General features: G+C 59.0%; 27 protein-coding genes. 7 read left to right on the top strand and 20 right to left on the bottom strand.

The features are described 5' to 3' along the window. Positions 1–47 precede the first annotated feature (47 nt). From L1P08_RS07665 to coxB, 11 genes are all read right to left on the bottom strand, one after another. The gene (locus L1P08_RS07665) at positions 48–650 is read right to left on the bottom strand and encodes a GNAT family N-acetyltransferase (protein ID WP_303619409.1); all 603 of its coding nucleotides are present in this window, start codon (positions 648–650) and stop codon (positions 48–50) included. A 9-nt stretch (positions 651–659) separates the two neighbouring features. Further along, positions 660–1,922 carry a M16 family metallopeptidase gene (locus tag L1P08_RS07670; RefSeq protein ID WP_303619410.1) on the bottom strand — a complete coding sequence of 421 codons (1,263 nt, stop codon included), beginning with the start codon at positions 1,920–1,922 and terminating at the stop codon, positions 660–662. Beyond that, positions 1,923–3,323 (bottom strand): threonine synthase, encoded by a 1,401-nt coding sequence (gene thrC, locus L1P08_RS07675; RefSeq protein WP_303619411.1) that lies wholly within the window; start codon positions 3,321–3,323, stop codon positions 1,923–1,925. 64 nt (positions 3,324–3,387) lie between these two features. Continuing rightward, on the bottom strand, positions 3,388–4,203 hold the full coding sequence (locus tag L1P08_RS07680; RefSeq protein WP_303619412.1) for an SURF1 family protein: 816 nt from the start codon (positions 4,201–4,203) through the stop codon (positions 3,388–3,390). Further along, positions 4,178–4,549, bottom strand: coding sequence for a DUF983 domain-containing protein (locus L1P08_RS07685; protein WP_303619413.1), 372 nt, complete (start codon positions 4,547–4,549; stop codon positions 4,178–4,180). Before L1P08_RS07685 ends, L1P08_RS07680 begins: the two co-directional genes overlap by 26 nt. Before the next feature lie 43 nt (positions 4,550–4,592). After that, positions 4,593–5,426 carry a cytochrome c oxidase subunit 3 gene (locus L1P08_RS07690; protein WP_303619414.1) on the bottom strand — a complete coding sequence of 278 codons (834 nt, stop codon included), beginning with the start codon at positions 5,424–5,426 and terminating at the stop codon, positions 4,593–4,595. 2 nt (positions 5,427–5,428) lie between these two features. Continuing rightward, positions 5,429–5,989, bottom strand: a complete 561-nt coding sequence (locus L1P08_RS07695) for a cytochrome c oxidase assembly protein (RefSeq protein ID WP_303619415.1) — start codon at positions 5,987–5,989, stop codon at positions 5,429–5,431. 8 nt (positions 5,990–5,997) lie between these two features. Beyond that, a complete protein-coding gene (locus L1P08_RS07700; protein WP_303619416.1) occupies positions 5,998–6,150 on the bottom strand; it encodes a cytochrome c oxidase system small membrane protein in 153 nt (50 codons plus the stop codon). Further along, entirely contained in the window at positions 6,150–7,079 is a 930-nt protein-coding gene (locus tag L1P08_RS07705) for a heme o synthase (protein WP_303619417.1), read from the bottom strand. Before L1P08_RS07705 ends, L1P08_RS07700 begins: the two co-directional genes overlap by 1 nt. Before the next feature lie 12 nt (positions 7,080–7,091). Then, entirely contained in the window at positions 7,092–8,759 is a 1,668-nt protein-coding gene (ctaD, locus tag L1P08_RS07710; RefSeq protein ID WP_303619418.1) for a cytochrome c oxidase subunit I, read from the bottom strand. Between the two features lie 57 nt (positions 8,760–8,816). Continuing rightward, positions 8,817–9,722 carry a cytochrome c oxidase subunit II gene (coxB, locus tag L1P08_RS07715; protein WP_438268444.1) on the bottom strand — a complete coding sequence of 302 codons (906 nt, stop codon included), beginning with the start codon at positions 9,720–9,722 and terminating at the stop codon, positions 8,817–8,819. Between the two features lie 375 nt (positions 9,723–10,097). Between coxB and L1P08_RS07720 the strand changes: the two genes are divergently transcribed. After that, the gene (locus tag L1P08_RS07720; protein ID WP_303619515.1) at positions 10,098–10,595 is read left to right on the top strand and encodes an invasion associated locus B family protein; all 498 of its coding nucleotides are present in this window, start codon (positions 10,098–10,100) and stop codon (positions 10,593–10,595) included. 258 nt (positions 10,596–10,853) lie between these two features. Here L1P08_RS07720 and L1P08_RS07725 read toward each other — a convergent pair whose 3' ends face one another. Continuing rightward, positions 10,854–11,039 carry a YjiS-like domain-containing protein gene (locus L1P08_RS07725; RefSeq protein WP_303619419.1) on the bottom strand — a complete coding sequence of 62 codons (186 nt, stop codon included), beginning with the start codon at positions 11,037–11,039 and terminating at the stop codon, positions 10,854–10,856. Positions 11,040–11,063: 24 nt separating this feature from the next. Beyond that, on the bottom strand, positions 11,064–11,324 hold the full coding sequence (locus L1P08_RS07730; protein ID WP_303619420.1) for a DUF1127 domain-containing protein: 261 nt from the start codon (positions 11,322–11,324) through the stop codon (positions 11,064–11,066). A 154-nt stretch (positions 11,325–11,478) separates the two neighbouring features. Here L1P08_RS07730 and L1P08_RS07735 point away from each other — a divergent pair, with 154 nt between their 5' ends. Next, on the top strand, positions 11,479–12,372 hold the full coding sequence (locus L1P08_RS07735) for a LysR family transcriptional regulator (RefSeq protein ID WP_303619421.1): 894 nt from the start codon (positions 11,479–11,481) through the stop codon (positions 12,370–12,372). A gap of 26 nt (positions 12,373–12,398) precedes the next feature. On the opposite strand, the gene L1P08_RS07740 is transcribed toward L1P08_RS07735, so the two are convergent. Together L1P08_RS07740 and L1P08_RS07745 are read right to left on the bottom strand one after the other, a co-directional pair. Further along, a complete protein-coding gene (locus tag L1P08_RS07740) occupies positions 12,399–13,769 on the bottom strand; it encodes a glutamate--cysteine ligase (RefSeq protein WP_303619516.1) in 1,371 nt (456 codons plus the stop codon). A 126-nt stretch (positions 13,770–13,895) separates the two neighbouring features. Further along, positions 13,896–14,624 (bottom strand): 16S rRNA (uracil(1498)-N(3))-methyltransferase, encoded by a 729-nt coding sequence (locus L1P08_RS07745; RefSeq protein WP_368077131.1) that lies wholly within the window; start codon positions 14,622–14,624, stop codon positions 13,896–13,898. Between the two features lie 83 nt (positions 14,625–14,707). Here L1P08_RS07745 and ubiA point away from each other — a divergent pair, with 83 nt between their 5' ends. Further along, positions 14,708–15,643, top strand: coding sequence for a 4-hydroxybenzoate octaprenyltransferase (ubiA, locus tag L1P08_RS07750; protein WP_303619423.1), 936 nt, complete (start codon positions 14,708–14,710; stop codon positions 15,641–15,643). Between the two features lie 26 nt (positions 15,644–15,669). Here the strand turns inward: ubiA and L1P08_RS07755 are convergent, their stop codons facing one another. Continuing rightward, a complete protein-coding gene (locus tag L1P08_RS07755) occupies positions 15,670–16,164 on the bottom strand; it encodes a DUF6101 family protein (protein ID WP_303619424.1) in 495 nt (164 codons plus the stop codon). Between the two features lie 255 nt (positions 16,165–16,419). Here L1P08_RS07755 and L1P08_RS07760 point away from each other — a divergent pair, with 255 nt between their 5' ends. Then, a complete protein-coding gene (locus tag L1P08_RS07760) occupies positions 16,420–17,265 on the top strand; it encodes a 3'(2'),5'-bisphosphate nucleotidase CysQ (protein ID WP_303619425.1) in 846 nt (281 codons plus the stop codon). Then, a complete protein-coding gene (locus L1P08_RS07765; RefSeq protein ID WP_303619426.1) occupies positions 17,265–17,498 on the top strand; it encodes a DUF4170 domain-containing protein in 234 nt (77 codons plus the stop codon). Before L1P08_RS07760 ends, L1P08_RS07765 begins: the two co-directional genes overlap by 1 nt. Positions 17,499–17,589: 91 nt before the next feature. Here L1P08_RS07765 and L1P08_RS07770 read toward each other — a convergent pair whose 3' ends face one another. The 3 genes from L1P08_RS07770 to xseA form a co-directional block, all read right to left on the bottom strand. Next, positions 17,590–18,726: a glycosyltransferase family protein gene (locus tag L1P08_RS07770; protein ID WP_303619427.1), complete on the bottom strand. Its 1,137-nt coding sequence runs from the start codon at positions 18,724–18,726 to the stop codon at positions 17,590–17,592. Between the two features lie 9 nt (positions 18,727–18,735). Then, positions 18,736–18,954, bottom strand: a complete 219-nt coding sequence (locus L1P08_RS07775) for a DUF2093 domain-containing protein (protein WP_303619428.1) — start codon at positions 18,952–18,954, stop codon at positions 18,736–18,738. A 64-nt stretch (positions 18,955–19,018) separates the two neighbouring features. Further along, complete coding sequence (gene xseA, locus L1P08_RS07780; protein WP_303619429.1) at positions 19,019–20,449, bottom strand: exodeoxyribonuclease VII large subunit; 1,431 nt, start codon at positions 20,447–20,449, stop codon at positions 19,019–19,021. A gap of 98 nt (positions 20,450–20,547) precedes the next feature. Here xseA and purD point away from each other — a divergent pair, with 98 nt between their 5' ends. Further along, positions 20,548–21,828 (top strand): phosphoribosylamine--glycine ligase, encoded by a 1,281-nt coding sequence (gene purD / locus L1P08_RS07785; RefSeq protein WP_303619430.1) that lies wholly within the window; start codon positions 20,548–20,550, stop codon positions 21,826–21,828. A 75-nt stretch (positions 21,829–21,903) separates the two neighbouring features. Next, on the top strand, positions 21,904–22,767 hold the full coding sequence (locus tag L1P08_RS07790; protein WP_303619431.1) for a patatin-like phospholipase family protein: 864 nt from the start codon (positions 21,904–21,906) through the stop codon (positions 22,765–22,767). Here the strand turns inward: L1P08_RS07790 and L1P08_RS07795 are convergent. Beyond that, positions 22,739–23,188 carry a nucleoside deaminase gene (locus tag L1P08_RS07795; RefSeq protein ID WP_303619432.1) on the bottom strand — a complete coding sequence of 150 codons (450 nt, stop codon included), beginning with the start codon at positions 23,186–23,188 and terminating at the stop codon, positions 22,739–22,741. The two genes, L1P08_RS07790 and L1P08_RS07795, sit on opposite strands and share 29 nt — an antisense overlap. Positions 23,189–23,260 lie beyond the last annotated feature (72 nt).

Consider the following 23,260-nt stretch of genomic DNA (forward strand, 5'->3'; position numbering starts at 1 on the left):
AGGCATTCCTTGGTAAAGGGCTTTGCGTCATGCCACAAGGTCTGGCGTCACACGCTCCCATGCGATGTTTCGTAGCGCTCGCGTGACAGCCCATAAAGCACATGGTCGCGCCACGCACCGTCGATCTGCAAATAATTGTCCGCATAGCCTTCTTCGTGAAATCGGTTTTTTTCAAGGACACGGCGGGACGCCATATTGGTGGGGAGACAGGCGGCATGCACCCGATGCAGGCCAAGATCATCAAAGACAAAGGGCAACACTGTGGCGACGGCCCGGGTCATGATGCCCTTGCCCGCGTCGTTGACGCTCATCCAGTACCCCAGATTAACCTGCTGGGCGACGCGGCGGCGGATGTTTGACAGGGTCAGACCGCCGGCCAGCCGCTGGGTGCCACCATCGGTGACGAAGATAAAAAAGGTGTATTCCGTGCCCTTGGCGCTGGCCTCAGCGCCCCGCTTTATCCGCTCGAGGTAGATATTCCGGTCCAGATCAGCCTCTGTCCAGCGCGGCTCGAACGGCTTTAAAAACGGGCGGCTGGCCAGCCGGACGCTGTGCCATTGCGTAAAATCGCTTTTGGCGGGCGCGCGCAGAACCAGTTCCTGACAGCGCAGAACGGGGGTCTTGTCCCGAACGAGCCAGCGCCCCAGCATGTTGGTGCCTCAGGCCTTCAGACGCTGCACGATGACGTCATAGTCCGGCATGTTGGCCACCGGCCCCACGCCCGCCACCGAGGGGTTTGCCGCGTCGAGAATTTCGCGGGCGATCTTTTTCACCCGGTCCACGTCAATCCGGCCTATGCGTTCAACGGTTTCCTGCAGCGGGATTGGCCGCCCCCAGAGAATTTGCTGGCGGGCCAGCTGGCCTGCGCGGGAGGCCGGGCTTTCCAGCGACATCAGCAGCCCGGCGCGAATCTGGTTGCGCACCCGCACAACTTCTTCCTCGGTGATGCTTTCGGTGGCATTGCGCAATTCTTCCATGATCACCGGCACCAGTTCGCCGACATCGTCGGCTCCCGTGGCTGCTGCGACGCCAAAAATGCCGCTATCGGCAAAGGCCCAGTGGAAAGCATAGACGGAATAGCACAGGCCGCGCTTTTCGCGCACTTCCTGGAACAGGCGCGAACTCATGCCGCCACCCAGAATACTGGACAGGATCTGGACGGCATAGAAACCGTCGGAATTATAGGGACGCCCCTCAAGACCGATCACCACATGGGCCTGCTCGTGATCGGATTCGTGGCGCAGATCGCCGCCGACATAGCGGGCCTTTTGCGGCTCCGGCGCGCCGGTGGGTTTTAGATCCTTGAAGCGTTCGGATGCGATATCGACCAATTGATCGTGATCGACATTGCCGGCGGCCGAAATCAGCATCCGGTCGCCGACATAATTGCGATCCATATAGGCGCGGATCGCATCCGGCTCGAAACCGCGCACGGAATCGGTGGTGCCCAGAATGGTCCGGCCAATGGCCTGATCGGGAAAGGCGGCGGCCTGAAAAAGATCAAACACATGATCGTCGGGCGTATCGTGCGAGGCGCCGATTTCCTGCACAATCACCTGCTGTTCGCGGGACAATTCATGCGCGTCGAACACGGAATTTTGCAAAATGTCGGAAAGGATATCTGCGGCCAGGGCGGCGTCATCCTTGAGGACGCGGGCAAAATAGCCGGTGTGCTCGATTGAGGTCGCCGCGTTGAGATCGCCGCCGACATTCTCGATGGTTTCGGCAATCTGGCGCGAACTGCGGGTTTTTGTGCCTTTGAACGCCATATGTTCGAGCAGGTGAGAAACGCCGTGTTCATTGTCAAACTCGCTGCGCGAGCCGGATTTGACCCAGACACCCAAAGCGGCGCTTTCGAGATGCGGCATGTTATCCGTCAGGACGGTCATGCCGTTCTCAAGCTTGGTGATTTGTGCTCTCACTCAGTCCTCCCAGGCGCGCGTACGGGCCTTGATATAAGTTTCGACCGCGTCCTGGTCATTGTCCAGAACGTCCATGCGTTCTGGTTTCTTGTGCAGATCAGCCAACCACACCGGCAGGGATGGTTCAACATTCGCCGCAGCGCTGACGGCTGCAGGGAATTTGGCCGGATGGGCCGTCGACAGGGTAATCATGGGCGTCGTCCCGCCGGAGAACCGGCGGGCAACTGCAATACCGACCGCTGTATGCGGGTCTGCAAGGTAAGCGGAGCGCTTATGGCAATCGGCAATGGTGGTGCTGGTTTCAAATTCACTGACACGCGCCGCATCGAAACCGATGCGGATGGCGGCCAGTGCCGGGTCGGGCACGGTGAAGCTGCCGGACTGGTTGAGACTGTCCATCAGCCCCTTGGTCGTCTCTGCATCGCGATTAAGCGCCTCGAACAGAAGCCGCTCGAAATTGGATGACACCTGAATATCCATGGAGGGGCTGGCGGTTTCCGTCACCGTGCCGGTTTCATAACGGCCGGTTTCCATGGTGCGGGCCAGGATGTCATTTTCATTGGTGGCAATGACCAGTTTTTCCACTGGCAGGCCCATGCGCGTTGCCGCGTAGCCGGCAAAGATATCGCCGAAATTGCCGGTCGGCACGGTGAAGCTCACCTTGCGCTGCGGCGCGCCGAGATCGCTGGCGGCTTTGAAATAATAAACGATCTGGGCAACGATGCGGCCCCAATTGATCGAATTCACGCCCGACAGCTTCACGCCATCGCGGAACGCGGGGTTGGCGAACATGCCTTTGACGATTTTCTGACAATCGTCGAACGTGCCCTCCAGCGCGATATTGTGCACATTATCGTCGAGCACGGTTGTCATCTGGCGGCGCTGCACATCGGAGGTGCGGCCACGCGGATGCAGGATGAAAATATCGATATTATCGCGGCCCCGGAATGCCTCAATGGCCGCCGATCCGGTATCGCCGGAGGTGGCACCGACAATGGTGGCGCGCCCGCCACGGCCTGTGAGCACATGATCCATGACCCGGGCCAGGAATTGCATGGCGACATCCTTGAAGGCCAGGGTGGGGCCATGGAAAAGCTCAAGGATGAAATGGTTCGGCTCCAGCTCCACCATCGGTGTGGTTGAGGGATGACGGAATGTGGCATAGGCCGCATCGATCATCGGGCGCAGTTCGGCATCGGAAATTTCATCCGCCGTGAAGCGCCTGATGACATCAAAGGCAATATCGGCATAGGGCTTGCCCGCATATCCCGCGATATCTTCCGCAGAGATTTGCGGCCATTCCTGGGGCAGGTAAAGACCGCCATCAGGGGCAAGGCCGGTCAGGATCGTATCACAAAAACCAAGCGCAGGCGCCGCGCCGCGCGTAGAGACAAATTTCATCGGGAGCTACTCTGAATCCAACCGGTGCACCCTAGTCGCTCACTTGGCCGACTGCAACCCGCCCTCAACGGGCGCGCTGCCGCCAGAGCCACATGCCTGTCATCAGCACAGTGACAGCCGAGAGCAGGAACCAGGTCATTGCATATTCAAAATGGCGATTGGGGAAATCGATCACGGTTTCGCCGCCCTGTGGCAGATCACCCGCCTTGGCTGCATCCTGATCCACATAGATGGGCGCGACCGGGGCCAGCGCTGCGTCCATCATTGCGATCAGGCGATCGATATTGCGCACATATTCGATATGCCCCGCCAGATCCGGCCCGGGGGTGAAGGTATTTGTTGCCTCGGACACACGCGCCAGACCGGTGATGGTGACAGTGCCTTGCGGCAGTGTGGCATCGCCGCTGGCACCAATGAAGCGTTGTCCGGCCCCTTGCGGCACGAACCCGCGATTGACCAGCACCGTGCCGCCCGTCTCGAGCGCGAACGGGCTCATGACCCAAAAGCCCTGCCCTTCATAGGGGCCACGGGTACCGGTCATGGACGTGAAGACCAGCACGCTGTTATCGGTCACAAAACGGCCCTCAAGCTTTACCGGGCGGAAATTGAACACCTCTTCGTCAAACGAATCCCATTCGGCCACTGGCGGCAATGCTGCGGGGGGCAGATCGATCCGGGCGTCCACGGCTGCAATCAGCGCTTGTTTTTGCCCAAGCCGATCCAGCTGCCAGACGCCAAGACTGGCCAGAAACAGCGCCAGGGCAATCATGACGATTACAAAAGCCCAGGAGACCGGTGCCGAAACCGGTTTGCGCCGGGCTTTGAGCGCATTGGACACTTCGGCGAAATCATCTTCAGTCAGGGCGGGTTTCCCTTGCATCGTGCTGATATTGGAGAGCGATCATGACGCCCTTGAATGGCGGCAGCATGGCCAGGCACAAAATAACCGTGGCGGGCAGCCAGAGCATGAGATGCACCATAACCGGCGGATGGAACAGATTGTCCACCATCAGGGCCAAAGCCATGATGATGAAGCCGACAATGAAGATGATGAACACTGCCGGGCCGTCGCCGCTATCGGCGAACTCGAGATCCAGATCGCAGCTTTCGCAACGTGAGGCGACTTTCAAATAGCCGCGGAACACCGGACCCTCGCCGCAACGCGGACACCGGCACATCAGGCCGGCGATGAATGGAGAAGGCGTGCGGTGAGATGGTTGGGTCATAAAGAAAGAGGCCCCGGACGGGTCCGGGGCCTTCCTGATCTTGTTAGTGGGTAATCACAACGCCCCAGCTTCCCCAGACATAGATGCTGGCGAACAGGAACAGCCAGACCACATCGACGAAGTGCCAGTACCAGGCAGCGAATTCAAAGCCGAGATGGTTCTTGGCATCAAACTGGCCGGCCAGCGCCCGCAGCAGGCAGACAATAAGGAAGATGGTACCGACGAGCACATGGAAGCCGTGGAAACCGGTCGCCATGAAGAAGGTCGCGCCATAGATATTGCCTGAGAAGCTGAACCCGGCCGAGGCATATTCGATGGCCTGGACAACAGTGAACAGCGCCCCGAGTGCCACGGTGAGGATCAGACCCCATTTCAGGCCCTCGCGATCATCATGCAAAAGGGCATGGTGTGCCCAGGTGATGGTTGTGCCCGAGGTGAGAAGGATCAATGTGTTGAAGATCGGCAAATGCCAGGGATCGAACACCTCGATGCCAACGGGTGGCCAGACACCGCCAGTGGCGGCTACGCGGGCAAACTGCTCGATATCGTCAACCCGGAAGAAGCCGTCGAAATAGGCCCAGAACCAGGCCACGAAGAACATGATCTCCGAGACAATGAACAGGATCATGCCATAGCGATGATGGATCTGCACCACGGGGGTGTGATCACCAGCATTGGCTTCGCGGATGACGTCGGCCCACCATGCATACATGGTGTAGAGCACAGCAATCAGGCCTGCCCAGAACACCCAAGGGGTGACATCGCGCATCCACAGGATGCCGCCGACTGCGATGATGAACGCCGCAAGACCGCCAAGGGCGGGCCACGGGCTCGGATTTACAAGATGGTAGTCATGGTTTTTGGCATGGGCCGCCATGGTCAGCTTCCCCCATTGTCTGAAGCATAGAAGGTGTAACTCAAGGTAATCTCATGCACTGTGTCGAGATCCTTGTCAGCATCAATATCCGGGTCCACGAAGAACGTGACCGGCATTTTTACTGTTTCGCCCGGTGCAAGCACCTGTTCGGTGAAACAGAAACACTCGATCTTGTTGAAATAGACGCCCGCCTTTTGCGGGGTCACATTGAAGCTTGCCGTCGTCATCAAGGGCCGCGCAGTCAGATTGGTCGCGGTGAATTCGATGGTTTCGGGCGTGCCAATCGCACCGGAGATCGGTTTGGCGGGTGTAACGCGGATGGGCAGACCGCTGGAAACGGTCGCGTCGAAACGCGTTACCATTTCGCGGCCGATGACGCCTTTGAGATTGGCCTCTGCGCGCTGGGTCGTGCCACCATAGCCGGTGACCTGACAGAATATCGAATAGAGGGGCACTGCCGCATAGGCCATGCCGATCATGCCCAAAACCAGCAGCGCCAGCACACCGGCCGTTCTCAGGTTACTTCTTGTCGCGGGTTCGAGCGTTGTGTCCATCTGGCTCATATTGCCCCTCACAACGGACGATCAAATACTGACGGGCCCATCTTGACCACGGTCAGCACATAGAACACCACAACCAGCACACCCAGGGCGATGCCGATGGCAACCGACCGCTTGCGGCGGCGGGCCTTGATTTCCTCGTCACTCAATTGCACCGGGGCCATTAGACAGCTCCAAACCATCTGATGATGCCGACGTCAGCCAGCAGCGCCAGAAACAGGATGAACAGATAATAGAGGGAGTAGACAAACAGCGTGCGCGCGCGGCGGCGCATCTCTGCCCCCTCGGCCATGCGCAACCGCACAGCGAGCACTGAAAAGCCCAAACCCAGAATTGTTGCGGGGACCGCATAGAACCAGCCGACAAGTCCGGTCAGTACAGGCGTGAAGGCCACCAGCGTCAGCAGCACGGAATAGACGACGATCTGGTTCTGCGTCGAACGTTCGCCGGCCACATTGGGCATCATGGGAATGCCGGCGGCGGCATAATCTGATTTTTTGTAGAGCGCCAGCGCCCAGAAATGGGGTGGTGTCCACAAAAAGATAATCAGGAACAGGGCCATGGCATCAAGCGATATCTGGCCGGTCATTGCCGCCCAGCCCACCATTGGCGGGAACGCACCGGCTGCGCCGCCGATGACGATATTCTGCGGCGTCGCGCGCTTCAGCCAGACCGTGTAAATGACCGCGTAAAAGAAGATGGTGAAGGCCAGAAGACCGGCCGCCACCCAATTGGTTGCCAGCCCCAAAAGACCGACAGAGAAAGCTGCAAGCACAATACCGAAAACCAGGGCATCGTCCCGCACCATGCGGCCACCGGGAATAGGCCGGTTGGCCGTACGGCTCATCACGGCATCGATATCGGCCTCATACCACATGTTCAGCGCACCCGAGGCCCCTGCCCCGACCGCGATGCAGAAAATGGCGATGAGGCCGACAAAAGGATGCACGCCCACAGGCGCCACGACCATACCAACGAGGGCCGTGAACACCACAAGCGACATCACACGCGGCTTGAGAAGCGCGAGATAATCCTCTACGCGCGCTTCCCTTGCGTGGGTCGAAATGTTCTGGCTGTCGTCAATATAGGCCAAAGCGATACCCTGTTAGTGAGCGGAGGTCGTGATCCGCGGCAGCATTTCAAACTGGTGGAACGGCGGCGGGGAGGACAGGGTCCATTCGAGCGTGGTTGCCCCTTCGCCCCAGGGATTGTCAGCAGCCTTGCGCTTTTTCATCTGCGCCTCGATCACCGTGATGATGAAGACCACCACGCCGATTGCCGTCACGACATAACCGAAGGAAGAGACCTGGTTCCAGAGCTCGAACGCATCCGGGTAGTCGATATAACGACGCGGCATGCCGGCAAGACCAAGGAAATGCTGCGGGAAGAACACAAGGTTCACGCCCACAAAGGTCAGCCAGAAATGGATGTTGGCAAGGGTCTCATTGTACATGTTGCCGAACATTTTCGGGTACCAGTAGTACCAGGCCGCAAAGATGGCGAACACAGCACCCAGCGAGAGCACATAGTGGAAATGCGCAACCACATAATAGGTGTCATGCAGCGCACGGTCTGCACCGGCATTGGCCAGCACCACACCGGTCACACCACCAAGGGTGAACAGGAAGATGAAGCCAATGGCCCAGAGCATCGGGGTGCGGAAGGTGATCGAGCCGCCCCACATCGTGGCAATCCATGAGAAGATCTTGATGCCTGTTGGCACGGCGATCACCATCGTGGCGGCAACGAAATAGCGCTGCACATCAAGGCTGAGGCCGGTGGTGTACATGTGGTGTGCCCACACGACAAAGCCGACAACACCAATCGCGACCATTGCGTAGACCATCGCCAGGTACCCGAAAACCGGCTTTTTGGAGAAGGTGGCCACAATGTGGGAGATGATGCCAAAGCCCGGCAGGATGAGAATATAAACTTCCGGGTGACCGAAGAACCAGAACAGGTGCTGGAACAGGATCGGGTCGCCGCCGCCTTCAGGGGCGAAGAACGTGCTGCCGAAATTACGGTCCGTCAGCAGCATGGTGATGCCACCAGCCAGAACCGGCAGGGACAGCAGCAGCAGGAAGGCCGTGACCAGAACCGACCACGGGAACAACGGCATCTTGTGCAGGGTCATGCCCGGCGCACGCATGTTGAAGATCGTGGTGATGAAGTTGATCGCACCAAGGATTGAGGACGCACCGGCGATATGCAGGGAGAGAATCGCAAAATCCACCGCCGGTCCGGGCTGCCCGGTCGTGGCGAAAGGCGGATACATGGTCCAGCCGCCGCCGGTGCCGTATGCGCCCGGAGGGCCTTCAACAAACAGCGAGATCAGCAGAAGAATGAAAGCGGGCGGCAACAGCCAGAACGAGATATTGTTGAGGCGCGGGAATGCCATGTCGGGCGCACCAATCATGATGGGCACGAACCAGTTGGCATAGCCGCCGATCATGGCCGGCATGACCATGAAGAAGATCATGATCAGGCCGTGCGCGGTGGTGAACACATTGTACATGTGCTTGCCGCCATCAATGGCTGCGTCACCTTCAAAACCGTAAACCATCTGCGCCAGACCGTGGAAGATCTGGATGCCAGGCTCAGCCAGTTCCCAGCGCATGAAGCCGGAAAGCGCGCCACCAATAATCCCCGCCATAATGGCGAAGATCAGGTACATCGTGCCGATGTCCTTGTGATTGGTGGAATATACGTAACGACGCCAGCCGGTCGGATGACCGTGAGCATCGTCGTGTTGAGCAGCCTTTGCATCAGCCATGGGTATTTCCCTCTTCTTATACGTTCCGCGCGATTTCCGTTGCCGGATTCGCAGCGTTTAGTTGATTGCAGCCAGTGTCAGGTTGGCATCAGACACATCGCCTGCGCGCAACGCATCCATCCATGTGGCGAACTCTTCCTTGGTGACCACGCGAATGGCGATGGGCATATAGGCATGATCCTTGCCGCAAAGTTCGGAACACTGACCGTAATAAAGACCGGTCTTGCGTGCGTTGAACCATGTCTCATTGAGACGGCCCGGCACCGCATCGATCTTGATACCGAATGACGGCATGGCGAACGCGTGAATAACGTCAGCAGCGGTCACATGGACGCGCACTGTTGTATCCACAGGCACCACAAGCTCGTTATCCACGGCCAGCAAACGAGGCTGATTGGGCTTCTGGTCGGCGCGATCCTGCTCCGACAGCAAAATGGAATCGAACCCGACTTCGTCCTGATCGGAATATTCATAGCCCCAGTACCACTGATAGCCGGTTGCCTTGACGGTCAACGTGGCGGCGGGCACTTCCACTTCACCCCAGGAGAAGATGTTGGAGCCGAGATATTTGCGCTCCCCGTCCGGCACAGTCAGCTGATCGGTCAGCACGCCGAAAGACGGGATCGCGATCACGATGAGTACCAGGATCGGTGCAACGGTCCAGACGATTTCAACCAGCGTGTTGTGGGTGAATTTTGCCGGCACCGGGTTGGCGCGCCGATTGAAGCGCACAATGATGATCAGCAACAATGCCAGCACCAGCAGAACGATGGCTGTGATGGTCCACATCAAAACACCGTTATGAAAGGCGATGATGGAGTCCATGATCGGTGTCACGGATTCCTGAAAGCCGATCGCGCCGGGTACGGGCGCGGTAACGTCTTGTGCCAATGCGGCAGTCGGCACGAGCGCCGTGAGTGCTAAAAGCGTGATTTTAAAGAGACGGAAAAACAATCCGGTCACCTGAATCTCCCCTGAATTCCCGTTTGGTTCAGTCACAGCCACTTTTTTGTTGCAGCACCCTTGATTCATATCAAAGCGCCCGACTCAAAGCGGAGCAAGATGTAAGTTTTTTGACCTAAACCACATCCCGCCAGAATAGGCAATTCCGCAACAGCCCAGTTGAGTGCGTCATATTGCGCTTCTCGGGATGTTTTATAAAGAGATTTCCCCGCCTGCCTCACCCTTGCCGCAGTTTTCCAGATCAATGTGCCCGCGTTATAGTGCGCCAGGTGCCTCTTGCTGTTGACAAAAGCAGGAGCCCTGACAGACACAGGATCATACCGTTTCCGGCCTACAGATTCGTCAGGAGTTCTGAGCGAAGTGAGACATATTTTTATTCGTTGTGCCGCCGTCATCGCTTTCGCGCTGTCGGCACAGATATCATTTGCACCCGCAGCTTTTGCTCAGGGCATCGTCAAGGAACAGCACGGTGACTGGCAGATCAGCTGCGATACGCCGCCAGGCGCCAGTTTTGAGCAATGCGCGATTATCCAGAACGTGACGGCTGAAGATCAGCCAAATGTCGGGCTTTCCGTCATCGTGCTGAAAACAGCGGACCGGCAGGCCCGCCTGCTGCGTGTGCTGGCCCCGCTCGGGGTTTTGCTGCCCAACGGGCTTGGCCTCAACATTGACGGCACCGATATGGGGCGGGTTGCCTTTGTGCGCTGCCTGCCCAATGGCTGCGTTGCCGAAGTGATCATGGATGATGCGCTGCTGGAGACGCTGTCGAGCGGGTCATCGGCTATATTTGTGGTGTTCCGGACCCCTGAAGAGGGAATCGGCATTCCGGTATCGCTGAACGGCTTCAAGGCCGGGTTTGACGCACTGCCCTGATTTTATAGAGATCAGCACAAGATTGTGCCGTGCCGGTTTTCCGCCGGCGCGGCTTTTTTTGTTGTTGCGGACAAAAAAATCCGGGCACTGCGCCTCGTCGGGGGACGATTTGCAGGCCCGGCAGGGTCAGGGAAAGACTGACGGGACGTCAGCCTCATCAAACGCGCAAACGGGACTCGTAAACCCGTTTGTGCATAAGATTCTTGAAACTGAAAAACGCCAGTGACGGGCGGGAGGTTCCCGCCCGGCCGGCTGGACTTAGCGCATCCAGGAGCTGGCGCGCTGGTTGCGACGCTCGGCGAGCAGGGATGTGGCACCTGCCCCCATGCGGCCGGCATCAGCCAGATCGCTGCGGCTGAGGCCGAGATCATTCAGCATCCGGTCGTCGAGAGCTGAAAGAGACTGAAGACCGGCGCGGCGCGAGAAAAACGAAAACAGAGACATCTTTGGAATCCGAATGGTTGAATGTTAGCGGGACAAGGTGCCAGCACGTGCACGTTCGGCGCGGCGGGCAGAGAGGGAGGGACCACCGTGGAGCGAATCCACAATGTCCTGACGGGTCAGGCCAAGGTCCAGTAACCGGTCCTCGTCCATCTGGAGAAGCGCCTTCATTGCCTTACGCCGGGCACGCAATTCGGCGTCCGTGCGCAACCAGGTCACGACGGCGTGGAATGGGGTGAACGGTGCAGCGGCAATTGTAGACCGCTCGCTTGCAAGCAAGTAGGCCATGGCATTTCTCCAATGTTTAAAGTCCCCTGGGAACGGGGCGGGTTGTCGCGGCTGAAGTGCTGCCACCGACAATAATTCAGATAGGCTCTTGCCTTGCATCAGTCCAACAAATAGATTTCATCATATCGATCAATATTCGTGATGGGTTTGACTTATGGCTACGCCGCTTGACCTCGACCAGTTGCAAACCTTCTGCGCCATCGCTGATTGCGGCAGCTTCACCGAAGCGGCGCGGCGTCTTTACAAAACCCAGTCGGCGGTCTCCATGCAGATAAAACGGCTGGAAGAGCGGCTCGATCAGCCCTTGCTGCTGCGTGAAGGCCGCACCGTGTCCCTGACACCGGAAGGGGATGCGCTTTATGCGCGGGCGCGGCGCATGCTGCGGGTCAATGCCGAGATTATCGACATGTTCTCGGAAGGCGATCTTGCGGGTAATATCCGGTTTGGCATTCCTGATGACTATGCTGTTCGTTTGTTGCCGATCGTTCTTTCCAGTTTTCAGCGCACGCATCCCAAAATCGTTGTCGATGTGAAATGCATGTCTTCAGAGGATCTGCTCGATGGCATGCGCACCGGTCGGTTTGACCTGATCGTTTTCTCCCAGGGCACGATGCATGAGTTCGGCGAATTGTTCCGCACCGAGAAAATGTTCTGGGTCAGCTCACATGGCGGGCTGGCGCTGGGGTCGGATCCTCTGCCCCTCGCCTCGGGTTCGCAAAGCTGTTACTGGCGCGCCAATGCTGTCGATGCGCTGAACCGGATCGGCAAGGATTATCGCATCGCTTACACCTCATCGAATGCGACGGCCATTTCAAGTGCGGTGCTGGCCGATCTGGCAGTCGGGTTTTTGCCCGAGAGCGCGCTACAGCCCGGCATGCGGGTGGTTGACGATTCGTATGGCCTGCCCCGGCTCAATGACGCACAGATTGCGCTGATGCGCGCCAGCCATGCCTATGGCGGCATTTATGACGCGCTGGCCACGCATATCGTTGGCAGTATGGGCAATCTCGAGGGGCATCAGACAAACCTGTCGGACGCGGCTGAATAGGCGGGCGCACCACGCCCGCCCCGAAATCAGAATGCGGCGTCGCTATAAACCCTGTCGATATCGCCGGCCCAGGCCCCGTGATAAAGATCGAGCAGGCGGTCGGCGCGTGTCTTGCCCAGCTTCAATGTATTTTGCAGCGGGGTGAGGAACAGGGTTTCGTCAGCCCCTTCCCAGTTCAGCTTGTTGCGCGCCTTCAGCCCGGCATGGGCGATGTCGACCATTTCACGGGCCAGATCGTGGACATTGCGATCGCGGAATGCGGTTTTCAGTGCGGTGACCGGCACGGCATCGCGCAGGGTCTGGCGTTCTTCCTTGGTCCAATCCTTGACCATGTCCCAGGCCGCATCGAGCGCGGATTGATCATAAAGCAAACCGGCCCAAAGCGCCGGCAGGGCACAAATTTCCTGCCATGGGCCACCATCGGCCCCGCGCATTTCAAGAAACTGCTTCAGCCGCACTTCGGGGAAAATCGTTGAAATGTGGTCTTCCCAATCGGCATGGGTTGGTGTTTCGCCCGGCAATTGCGGCAACTTGCCATCGATGAAGGCCCGGAAGCTTTCGCCAGCGGTATTGATATAATTGCCATTGCGACGGATGAAATACATCGGCACATCGAGCGCATAATCCACATAGCGCTCGAAGCTCATGCCATCCTCGAAGGCAAAAGGCAGCATGCCGGTACGATCTGCATCGGTATCGCGCCAGATTTGCGAACGGAATGACAAATAGCCATTGGGTTTGCCATCAAGGAAGGGTGAATTGGCAAACAATGCGGTCACGACCGGCTGCAGGGCGAGGCTGACACGCAGCTTTTTGACCATGTCGGCTTCGGAGCCAAAATCGAGATTGGCCTGCACAGTGCAGGAGCGGAACATCATCGAGGTGCCCAGAGTGCCCACCTTTTCCATATAGGGGGCCATGATCGCATAGCGGCTTTTGGGCATTTGCGGGATTTCCGCCAGGCTCCAGGTCGGGGTGACACCCAGACCGAGAAAGCCGATACCGAGCGGATCGGCCACAGCGCGCAACTGGCGCAGGTGGTCGTTGGTCTCGGTGCAGGTTTCATGCACATTTGCCAGTGGCGCGCCCGACAACTCGAACTGCCCGCCCGGCTCCAGTGAAATCGCGCCGCCGCCATCGCTTGATTTCAGGCCGATCAGCTTGCCGTCATCATGGACCGCCTCCCACGCACCGCTTTGCATCATGCCTTCGAGCAGGGCGCGAATGCCTTTGTCGCCCGCATAGGGGACAGGCTTCAACGTTTCGCGATAAAAAGAAAACTTCTCGTGCTCGGTGCCAATGCGCCACTCGGATTTCGGCTTGCAGCCCCGGGACAGCGCTTCAATCAGATCAGCGCGTGAACCCAGTAGCGGGGAATCACCATTATCGGTGGCCATCGACATATTCGAATTATCCTGTTTCAACCCAGCAGCAACATTTCCGGTTGCTCCGCAATAAACGGATTGCAACCGGACAGGAAGCGCTGCGCGACCATATAAGGCATTGCGCCGAAATCAATCCTTTTATCGCCAATCACCGATGGTTGATTGAATTACCGCCAGTGCGGCCACTGCAGCCGTATCGGCCCGCAGAATACGCGGCCCCAGCGAAACCGGGACGGTGAAGGCCTGATCACGCAATAATGCGCGCTCTTCCTCGGCAAAGCCACCCTCTGGCCCGATCAGCAGACCGAGACGCTGCCCCTCAAGCGCGTTCAAAGCTGCTATCGGCGACCCGGCAGCCTCTTCTTCATCGGCGACGATGAGCTTGCGGTCGCCATGAATTTCGCTCCAGGTAGCCAGCAATTGCCCGAGACTGGTCTGTTCGGGGATTTCGGGCACGTTGAGCACTTCGCACTGTTCTGCGGCCTCAATGGCATTGGCGCGCATGCGCTCCAGCTTGAGATGGCTGACTTGCGTGTACCGGGTCATGACCGGCTGGATGATCCCGGCGCCCATTTCGGTCGCCTTTTGAATCATGTAATCGAGCCGGGCGGATTTGAGCGGCGCAAAACCGTACCAGAGATCGTTGGGCGGGGTTTGTTCGGCGCTTTGTTCGATCAGGAACAGCAAGGCGGCTTTCCGGCCCTCGGGCACAATCTCGGCCAGCCAGGCCCCATCGCGCCCGTTGAACACAATCGTTTGGTCCCCTGCCCGGCTGCGCAAGACATTGAGCAGATAATTGCTCTGGTCGCGATCCAGCGGAATTTGCGCGCCCGCCTGCAGGGGGTGTTCTACGTATAATCGCTTCAAGGTCTTGTGGGTCCGGGGCATCGTGGCTTGACTTCACTTCTCAGCTGATTAGCGTCCCCGGCATATAATAGGAGTGGGCGAGCATGCAAACTGAAGATCGCAATCCCGGCAGCGTTGCCGATGCAGTGCGCGGCAACTGGGTGGACCGGTTCGCGCCGGATTGGGCGAAACCCTATTTGCGCCTTGCGCGGCTTGATCGCCCGATCGGGTTTCAGCTTTTGTTCTGGCCTTGCGCCTATTCGGTGGGGCTTGCGGCTGTTGCCCGGCCCAACACGGCCTTTAACTGGCTTTCGATTCTGCTGTTCCTGATCGGGGCCATCGCCATGCGGGGTGCGGGCTGCACCTTTAACGACATTGTTGACCGGGACATTGACGACAAGGTTGCGCGCACCCGGTTGCGGCCCATCCCCAGCGGGCAGGTATCCACCAAACAGGCCATTGCCTTTCTGGTGCTGCAGGCGCTCGTCGGGCTGGCGGTGCTGGTGCAGTTCAACACATTCACAATCTGGCTGGGCGTTGCCTCTTTGGCGCTGGTGGCCATTTATCCGTTCATGAAACGGGTGACCTACTGGCCGCAATTCTTTTTGGGTCTCGCCTTCTCTTATGGCGCGCTGATGGGCTGGGCTTCGGAATTCGGGGCGCTGTTTCAGCCGCCCATTCTGCTTTATCTCGGCTGCATCTGCTGGGTGATCGGCTATGACACAATTTATGCGCTGCAGGATGTGGAAGACGATGCGCTGATCGGCGTCAAATCCACTGCGCGCCTGTTTGGCGAGAATACGCGGGCCATGGTGGCTGTGTTTTATGCCGCTGGATTTGCCCTTTGGGTCTGGGCCGGCCTGTCGGCGAGCGCCGGCACGGCATTTCTTGTGGCCATGGTTTTGCCGGCCGCCATTCTGATCTGGCAGGTGGCAACGCTTGACCCCAAGGATGGTGACAACTGCCTGAAACGGTTCAAGGCCAACCACTATACGGGGCTGGCCTTCACCTTGGCATTATGGCTCGCCTGGAAGTTTTAAAGGCGCGCCTTATCCTTACGAAATCGTCAGGCGGTTTCGCTGCCGGGCTTGCGCCGGTTCAGAAAACGCGGACGGCGATTGGATTGGTTGACCGTCTGGCGGCGGCTGGTCTCGTTACCAACGACAACGCCATCAACCTGCTGGCTATAGGGCATCAGGTTGCCATCGCCGGATTTGATATAGAGCGGCAGGCGGAGCTTGCGGCCCCAGTTCTGCCATTCCGCGACAACGTCTGAATTGCCGATTTCCTGAAATACGCGATAGTTCAGGTCCTTGTCCTCGTGCACCAGTTCGATGGCACTCGAGAGCACACCCTCATCGGTGATGCTGGTAGAGACGGCGACGCCGAAATATTCACTCACCGGCACCTTGATCTTGATGGCGACACCGCTTTTCTCAAGCTTTCTGCGCACCGTCACGGTCATTACCGGTGGTTTGTTTTCATTGTCATTTGCAGCGGAAAACTGCCCGCGCTGCGCGCGTGCCGCCCCGAACAAAACTACGCCGGATGAACTTTGCATCCCCACGCCCCGAACCATTATCTCAACCTTCCTGTCAACTTCCGAGAGCTTTTTTTGTTTGGTGCTCTCTTGTTGACCCCAACCTACGCGCATCCCTTCTCGTTCCACTTAAAAAACTGGGTTAAGTTTTTGTTGTTTTGAAAAGGGTTAGCAGGTCCTCAATTGGTGTAAGGGCCGATTAACCGAACCCGGTGCGCTTGCGCATTCGCAGGCGCTCGCATAGGAAGCGCATATAAGGAGACTCCCCGAGCGCCCATGGCTGAAAACGCTGTTCATGACATTGAGGCCGACCTGCAACTTTTGCGTTCGAACGCGGTGGCAGCGGGGATCATTGCGGCCGGTTATTTCCGCCGCGAGCTCAAATCCTGGACCAAGGAAAACGCCTCCCCGGTTACCGAGGCGGACTTTCTCGTCGACAAGTTCTTAATGCAGTCGCTGCGCGCTGCGCGGCCCGGCTATGGCTGGTTGAGCGAGGAAAGCGTTGATGACCAGTCCCGGCTCAAGGCAGAGCGCGTTTTCATTATCGATCCGATTGATGGCACCCGCGCCTTCATGCGCGGCGATGATTGCTGGGCCATCTCGCTGGCAGTGGTGGAGAATGGCCACCCGATTGCCGGTGTGATTTATGCCCCGGCGCGCGATGAACTTTATCATGCCTCAAAAGGCGGCGGTGCCTTTTTGAACGGAGAGAAGCTGACCCCGGATCTCACCCTCCAGCGCCCCGCCATCATTCCCGCGCCCGGTGCGGTGCATACGGAACTGAAAGCGGATGGTCTCGATTATGTACGCGGCGACCATTATCCCTCGCTGGCCTATCGGCTGGTGCAGGTGGCGACAGGCCGGGTGGATGCGGCGGTGGCCCGGCGCGGCGCGCAGGACTGGGACATTGCCGGGGCGGCCATCATTCTTTCCGAATGCGGGATCAATTTCGAGGATGTGTGCTGCGGCACCCCGCTCTATAATCGTGCTGACACGCGGCACAGCGCCCTTGCGGCCATGGCTGACGAAACGCTAAAACCTTTGGTTCATGGTGCCTTGTTGCGGGTGTATGGATGCCCCGACACGTGTACCGATGACCTCAATCTGGAGCAGCGAAGCTGATGACAAGCGCACAAGAGAAACAACTCCTGCATCTGGTGATCGGCGGGGAACTCTCCGATCTCGACAATATCCAGTTCACCGACCTTGATGCCGTGGACATTGTTGGCGTCTATCCGAACTACAAAGCGGCCTATGATGTGTGGAAGACCAAGGCACAGATGACGGTCGACAATGCGCATATGCGCTATTTCATCGTGCATTTGCACCGCTTGATGGACCCGGACGAAGACTAGGTAACTGGCGTTCAAGACACCTGTTTCGCGTCCCTCACGTCGTCATTCCCGCGCAGCCGGGAATGACGACGTGTTGAAACGTATTCCGTTTTCAGGCACTCAAATCAGCAACCACCGCCTGCATGGTGCCCGGCCCGCCAAGGCGGGACCGGCCGATAGTGCCGAGCCGAACGGTTTCAGCGGGGTCGGCCAGCAGACGCTGCAAAGCGCTGGCCAGTGCGGTTGCATCGGGCGGGGTGAGAATGCGGGCTTCGCCCATTAGCGCCTGTTCATCGGCCATGCGTTTGGGGCGGTTGTCGGCGCGGTTGAATGTGATGACCGGTTTGCCAAGGCCCAGCGCCTGCTGGGTGGCCGTGCCCGCCTGGGACAGAACAATGTCGCTGCCAACGATCAGGTTGCCGATGGCCCCGGTGGCCAGATGCAGTACCAGACCATCGCCTTTGAGCTGACCCAGATCGGCGAGGGTTTCATCGCGGGGTGGTTCATGCACGAGGCCGGTGGCACGGGCTAATTCGGCGACATCAATGCCGCCCGCGACAGCGACAAAAATATCGGGCACCAGATCCGCTGGCAATTGCCGCAAGGCCGCTACCTGAAGTTTCAGGCTTTCGCCGGTCCACACGCGGCTGCCGGGTAACAGGGCCACGGCACGTGCGTGCTGGCGTTTGCTGGCCATTTCGTAGGTACCATAAGGCACGGTATCGAGCATGATATTGCCCGCGCTCATGGCCAGAATACCCTTGTCGCTCAGGCCTTTGGACAGCATGGTGTCGCGGCAATAGGTTTTTTTGGCAATAGAGCCGATCAGCCAGCGCTCGGGCGCGGAATAGCTATGGGCATAGCCGGATTTGAAGACGTCGAGATAGATATCGATGGGCAGACCCGCCAGCCTGCACAACAGGGGCGTTACCGCATCCCCGACCGCAACCACCTTGTCATAGTGCCCCCGCGCCTGCCGCAGAAACCGGATTGCGGGCCAGATGCTTTTTAGCATGCCGCCCTTAACATCGCGGGCAACCGAGCCGGACGTGTGCCGCCAGCCTTCGCTGGGCATGAAGGAACGCGGGCCGACTATGGGGCATAGGTTTGTATAGGCATTGCCGGCGCCGACCACGGGATAGGCCTCGGCGGCGATGTTTTCCGGCAGCTTGGCGATAATCGCGGCCGCTATGGAATCCTCGCCATTGCCATTGGCGATAAACAAGATGCGTTGGGGGCCGCCTGACATTGCCAATGCTTATCTGTCGGCGTAGCGCATATAGGCTTCGTAGGCGGCATCGACATCGATATAGGCTTCCTGCCGGTCGACATTCCAGTATTTCAGGTCATCGATCAGGATCGGCTTGCCGGTTATGGCGCAGCGCACAAAGCTGCCGGGCTGAATGATGTCGAAATCGGCATCGCCATAGCGCAGCTTGGCTTCGGAAGGTGCAAAATTGGGATCGAGAATGTTCATGAGCCTATCTTAACTTCTGCCCGCGCTTTAACAATGCCCCACCTATAGCCAGTTTGACGCCCAATCAAAAGAGCGTCGTCTGGGGATCGTCCGGATTTGCCTTTGGCGGCGTTGATTTCGCCGGTTTGGGTTTGGCCGGGGCGCCGCTGGTATCGCCGACCATGACGCCGACCTTGCCATCGGCAAATTCAAGTGTCAGCCCGTCGCCCGGCTGCAAGCCATCCGCCGCGCGCACCAGAGCGCCTTTGGTATCGGTGACCAGCGCGAAGCCGCGCCGCAGCGCCGATTTGTGGCTGAGACTGTCGAGCAGTTTGGCAATGCCGTTGAGGTGGCGCTGCCGGTCGGCCAGCGAGCGGGTCACCGCATTGGGGATGCGCCCGGTTAATTGATCAAGGTGGCGATGCGCGTCGCCGGTGCGCTGGCGCAACAGGGTTGCGGAAAGGCGCGGGGCGATATTGGCCAGATGCAGGGCCTTTTTCTGCCGGGCGGCGCGCAGGCCGCCGGAGAGGCGCTCCCCGGCGAAATCGAGGCGCTGGCGGGCATTGGCGACCAGATCGAGCGGGCGCGGCAGCCCGGCACTGGCAGCACGCAACCGGTCGCGATAGGAGGCGGCGACACGGCGGGTGGCGGCGCGCTGGCGGGTGCCCAAATCCTCGACATAGGCAATCAGTTCGGCGCGGACGGGCACGGCCATTTCAGCGGCCCCTGTCGGGGTGGGCGCGCGCCGGTCGGCGGCATAATCGACAAGGGTGATATCGGTTTCGTGACCCACCGCAGAGATCACCGGAATATCGCTTTCGGCGACGGCGCGGACCACGGCTTCCTCGTTAAAGCCCCAAAGATCTTCAACCGAACCACCGCCACGGGCAACGATGATCAGATCAGGCCGGGCAATTGGCCCGCCCGCTTGCAACGCATTGAAACCGCGTACGGCGGCGGCGACTTCGGGGGCGCAGCTATCGCCCTGCACACGCACGGGCCAGACAATCACATGGGTTGGAAACCGGTCATCGAGCCGGTGCAGGATATCGCGGATCACCGCACCGGTTGGTGACGTGACAACGCCGATCACCTGGGGGAGATAGGGCAGTTCCTTTTTGCGGTCCTTGTCGAACAGGCCTTCGGCCAGCAATTTCTTGCGGCGCTCCTCGAGCAGGGCCATGAGCGCGCCGACACCGGCGGGTTCGACATTTTCGACAATGATCTGGTATTTTGACTGGCCGGGAAAGGTGGTCAGCTTGCCGGTGACAATGACTTCCATGCCCTGTTCGGGCTGGATGCGCCAGCGGGCGACAACGCCCTTCCAGGCGACGGCGGACATGACGGCGTTCTCGTCTTTCAGGTCGAAATAAAGATGGCCGGAGCCGGGCCGCGACAGCCGTCCCACCTCGCCCCGCACGCGGACATGGCCGAACTGGTCTTCAATCGTGCTCTTTACGGCCGAGGAAATTTCCGAGACGGTAAATTCATGGGCATTTGTGGGTGCATCACTCATGAACTAGCAGTGCCCTGTCCATAATAGCCACGTCAAGGGTGGCGGGCGGCGGGACCACATGATAGACGGTCGCGACGCAGAAATTTGGGGGCCGGGTGATGAAGGTTTTGCTGATCGGATCGGGTGGACGCGAACACGCGCTGGCCTGGAAGATGGCTCAATCGCCGCGACTGGAAAAACTCTATGTGGCGCCGGGCAATGGCGGCACGGCGCTGGTGGCGGAAAACATCGCTCTGGATGTCACCGATCATGCCGCAGTTACCCGCTTCTGCCAGACCGAGGCAATTGATCTGGTTGTTGTCGGGCCGGAAGCACCGCTTGTGGCCGGGCTGGCCGATGACCTGCGCGCTGCAGGTTTTGACGTTTTCGGGCCCAGCAAGGCCGCCGCACAATTGGAAGGCTCAAAAGCCTTCACCAAAGTGCTCTGCGATGAAATGAACATTCCCACAGCCGGTTATGGTCGTTTTGACAGCCTCGAACCCGCGCTCGCCTATGTACGGGTGCAAGGCGCGCCGATTGTCATCAAGGCGGACGGGCTGGCCGCCGGCAAGGGCGTGACTGTTGCCATGACACTTGAAGAAGCGGAAGCGGCGCTGGTCGATTGTTTTTCCGGCAGTTTTGGTGCGGCGGGCGCCGAAGTGGTGATCGAGGAATTTCTCGAAGGGGAAGAAGTTTCGATTTTTGCCATTTGCGACGGCGAGCGGTTTGTAACCCTTGCCAGCGCGCAGGACCATAAACGTGCCTATGACAATGATGAGGGCCCTAACACCGGCGGCATGGGGGCCTATTCGCCCGCTGCCGTGATGACGCCTGAACTGTTGACCGAGGTGGAGCGCAATATCATTGCCCCGACAGTCAAAGGCATGGTGCAGCGCGGCACGCCGTTTCAGGGTGTGCTTTACGCGGGGCTGATTCTGACGGCGGAAGGCCCGAAGCTGATTGAATATAATGCGCGCTTTGGCGACCCGGAATGTCAGGTGCTGATGTTGCGGCTTAAATCCGATGTGATTGAAATTCTTGAAGCCTCAGCCAAAGGCGACATGACCGGGATTGTGCCGGACTGGCAGGATGATGTGGCGCTGACCGTGGTGATGGCCGCAAAGGGCTATCCGGGGAGCTACGCCAAGGGCACCCCCATTCATCAGGCCGATGCGCAGAATAGCGCCGATGTGCAGGTTTTTCATGCGGGCACCGCACGGGACGGTGAGATGCTGAGAGCCAATGGCGGGCGTGTGCTCAACGTCACGGCTCTGGGCGGGACCACCGCTGACGCACAGGCAAAAGCCTATGAAGCGCTTGACCGGATTGACTGGGCGGACGGGTTTTGCCGCCGCGACATCGGGTGGCGCGCCATCGCCCGCGAGCACAAAAACGCTTAACCACTTTCAAAGCCGCATTTGCTAATCTACGCTTCAGTTTGCGCCAGATGGCGCTGATAGCTGAAGGGAACTCAGGTGAGCACGATAACGGGGCCACGTATTGGCATCGCGCTTGGCGGCGGGTCTGCCCGTGGCCTGGCGCATATCTCGTTTATCGAAGCCATGGATGAACTTGGCCTGCGGCCATCGGTGATTGCAGGCACATCTATCGGCTCGCTGATTGGGGCCGGGTGGGCCGCCGGCATGACCGGCCGCGATATCCGGGAACATTCGTTCGAGGTTTTGGGCGACATGCGTTCGATCACCGGGCGCCTGTGGCAAACCCAGATGAGGGGTTTTCGCAATGTGTTTCGTAGCGGCATTTCCATGCAGCTCGACGCGCTGCAAATAACCCGCGCCTTTCTGCCCCCCGGTTTTACCGATGATTTCCGCGATTTGCGCACGCCGCTTTATATTATCGCCACCGATTTCCGGTCCTGGCATCAGGCGGTTTTCCATTCCGGGCCGATTGTGCCCGCGATTGCCGGATCGATTGCCATTCCCAGCCTTTTCAAACCGGTGGAGTTTGACGGGCGGCTGCTGGTGGACGGGGGCGTGGTCAACCCCATGCCGCTTGATGCGGTGGCGGCGGATACAGATATTCTGATCGGTATTGATGTGAATGGTGACCCGCCCGAGCATGCAACCACCCGCATTCCCTCGGCGATTGACCTGACGCTTGGCTCGGCGCAGATCATGATGCATTCCCTGATCGCCCATTATATCGCCGCCTATCCGCCCGATATCTATATCCGCCCGCATGTGAGTGCGTTCGGCGCTTATGAATACTGGCGGGTGCGCGAGATCGTGGAAGCCGGTGCCCGCGACAAGGAACGGTTCAAGCGGCTGCTGGGCGAAAAGGTTGAGGCGTTTATCGCCGGGCAACAAAAAATGCTTTGAGCATATCGGCGGCCCGCCTTTCGCCAAGTCCCGCAATCACTTCGGGGGCATGGTGGCAGGTGGGCTGGGCGAAAAACCTGACGCCGCTTTCCACAGCCCCGCCCTTCGGATCATCAGCCGCATAATAGAGCCGCCTTATCTTGGCATGGGCGATTGCGCCCGCGCACATGGTGCAGGGTTCCAGCGTGACATAGAGATCGCAATCAGCCAGCCGTTGCGCCCCGACAGCTGCCAGCGCCGCCCTGATGGCCATCAGTTCGGCATGGGCTGTGGGATCGCCCAGTTCGCGCATGCGGTTACGTTCCGCCGCCACCAGTTCGCCATTGCGCATGATGACAGCACCAACGGGCACTTCGCCCGCATTGGCGGCCTGTTCGGCCAGGGCAAGGGCGTGGTCCATGGGGGAAGCATTTTGTTTCATGAAATGAGCCATAGCAGCTTTGGATTGTCCTGTGGAGCGGGGTGCATTGCCGCGCTGCCCGCTCTACTCTCA

The sequence above is a fragment of the Mariluticola halotolerans genome, from assembly GCF_021611515.1.
Lineage (GTDB): Bacteria > Pseudomonadota > Alphaproteobacteria > Rhizobiales > Devosiaceae > Mariluticola > Mariluticola halotolerans.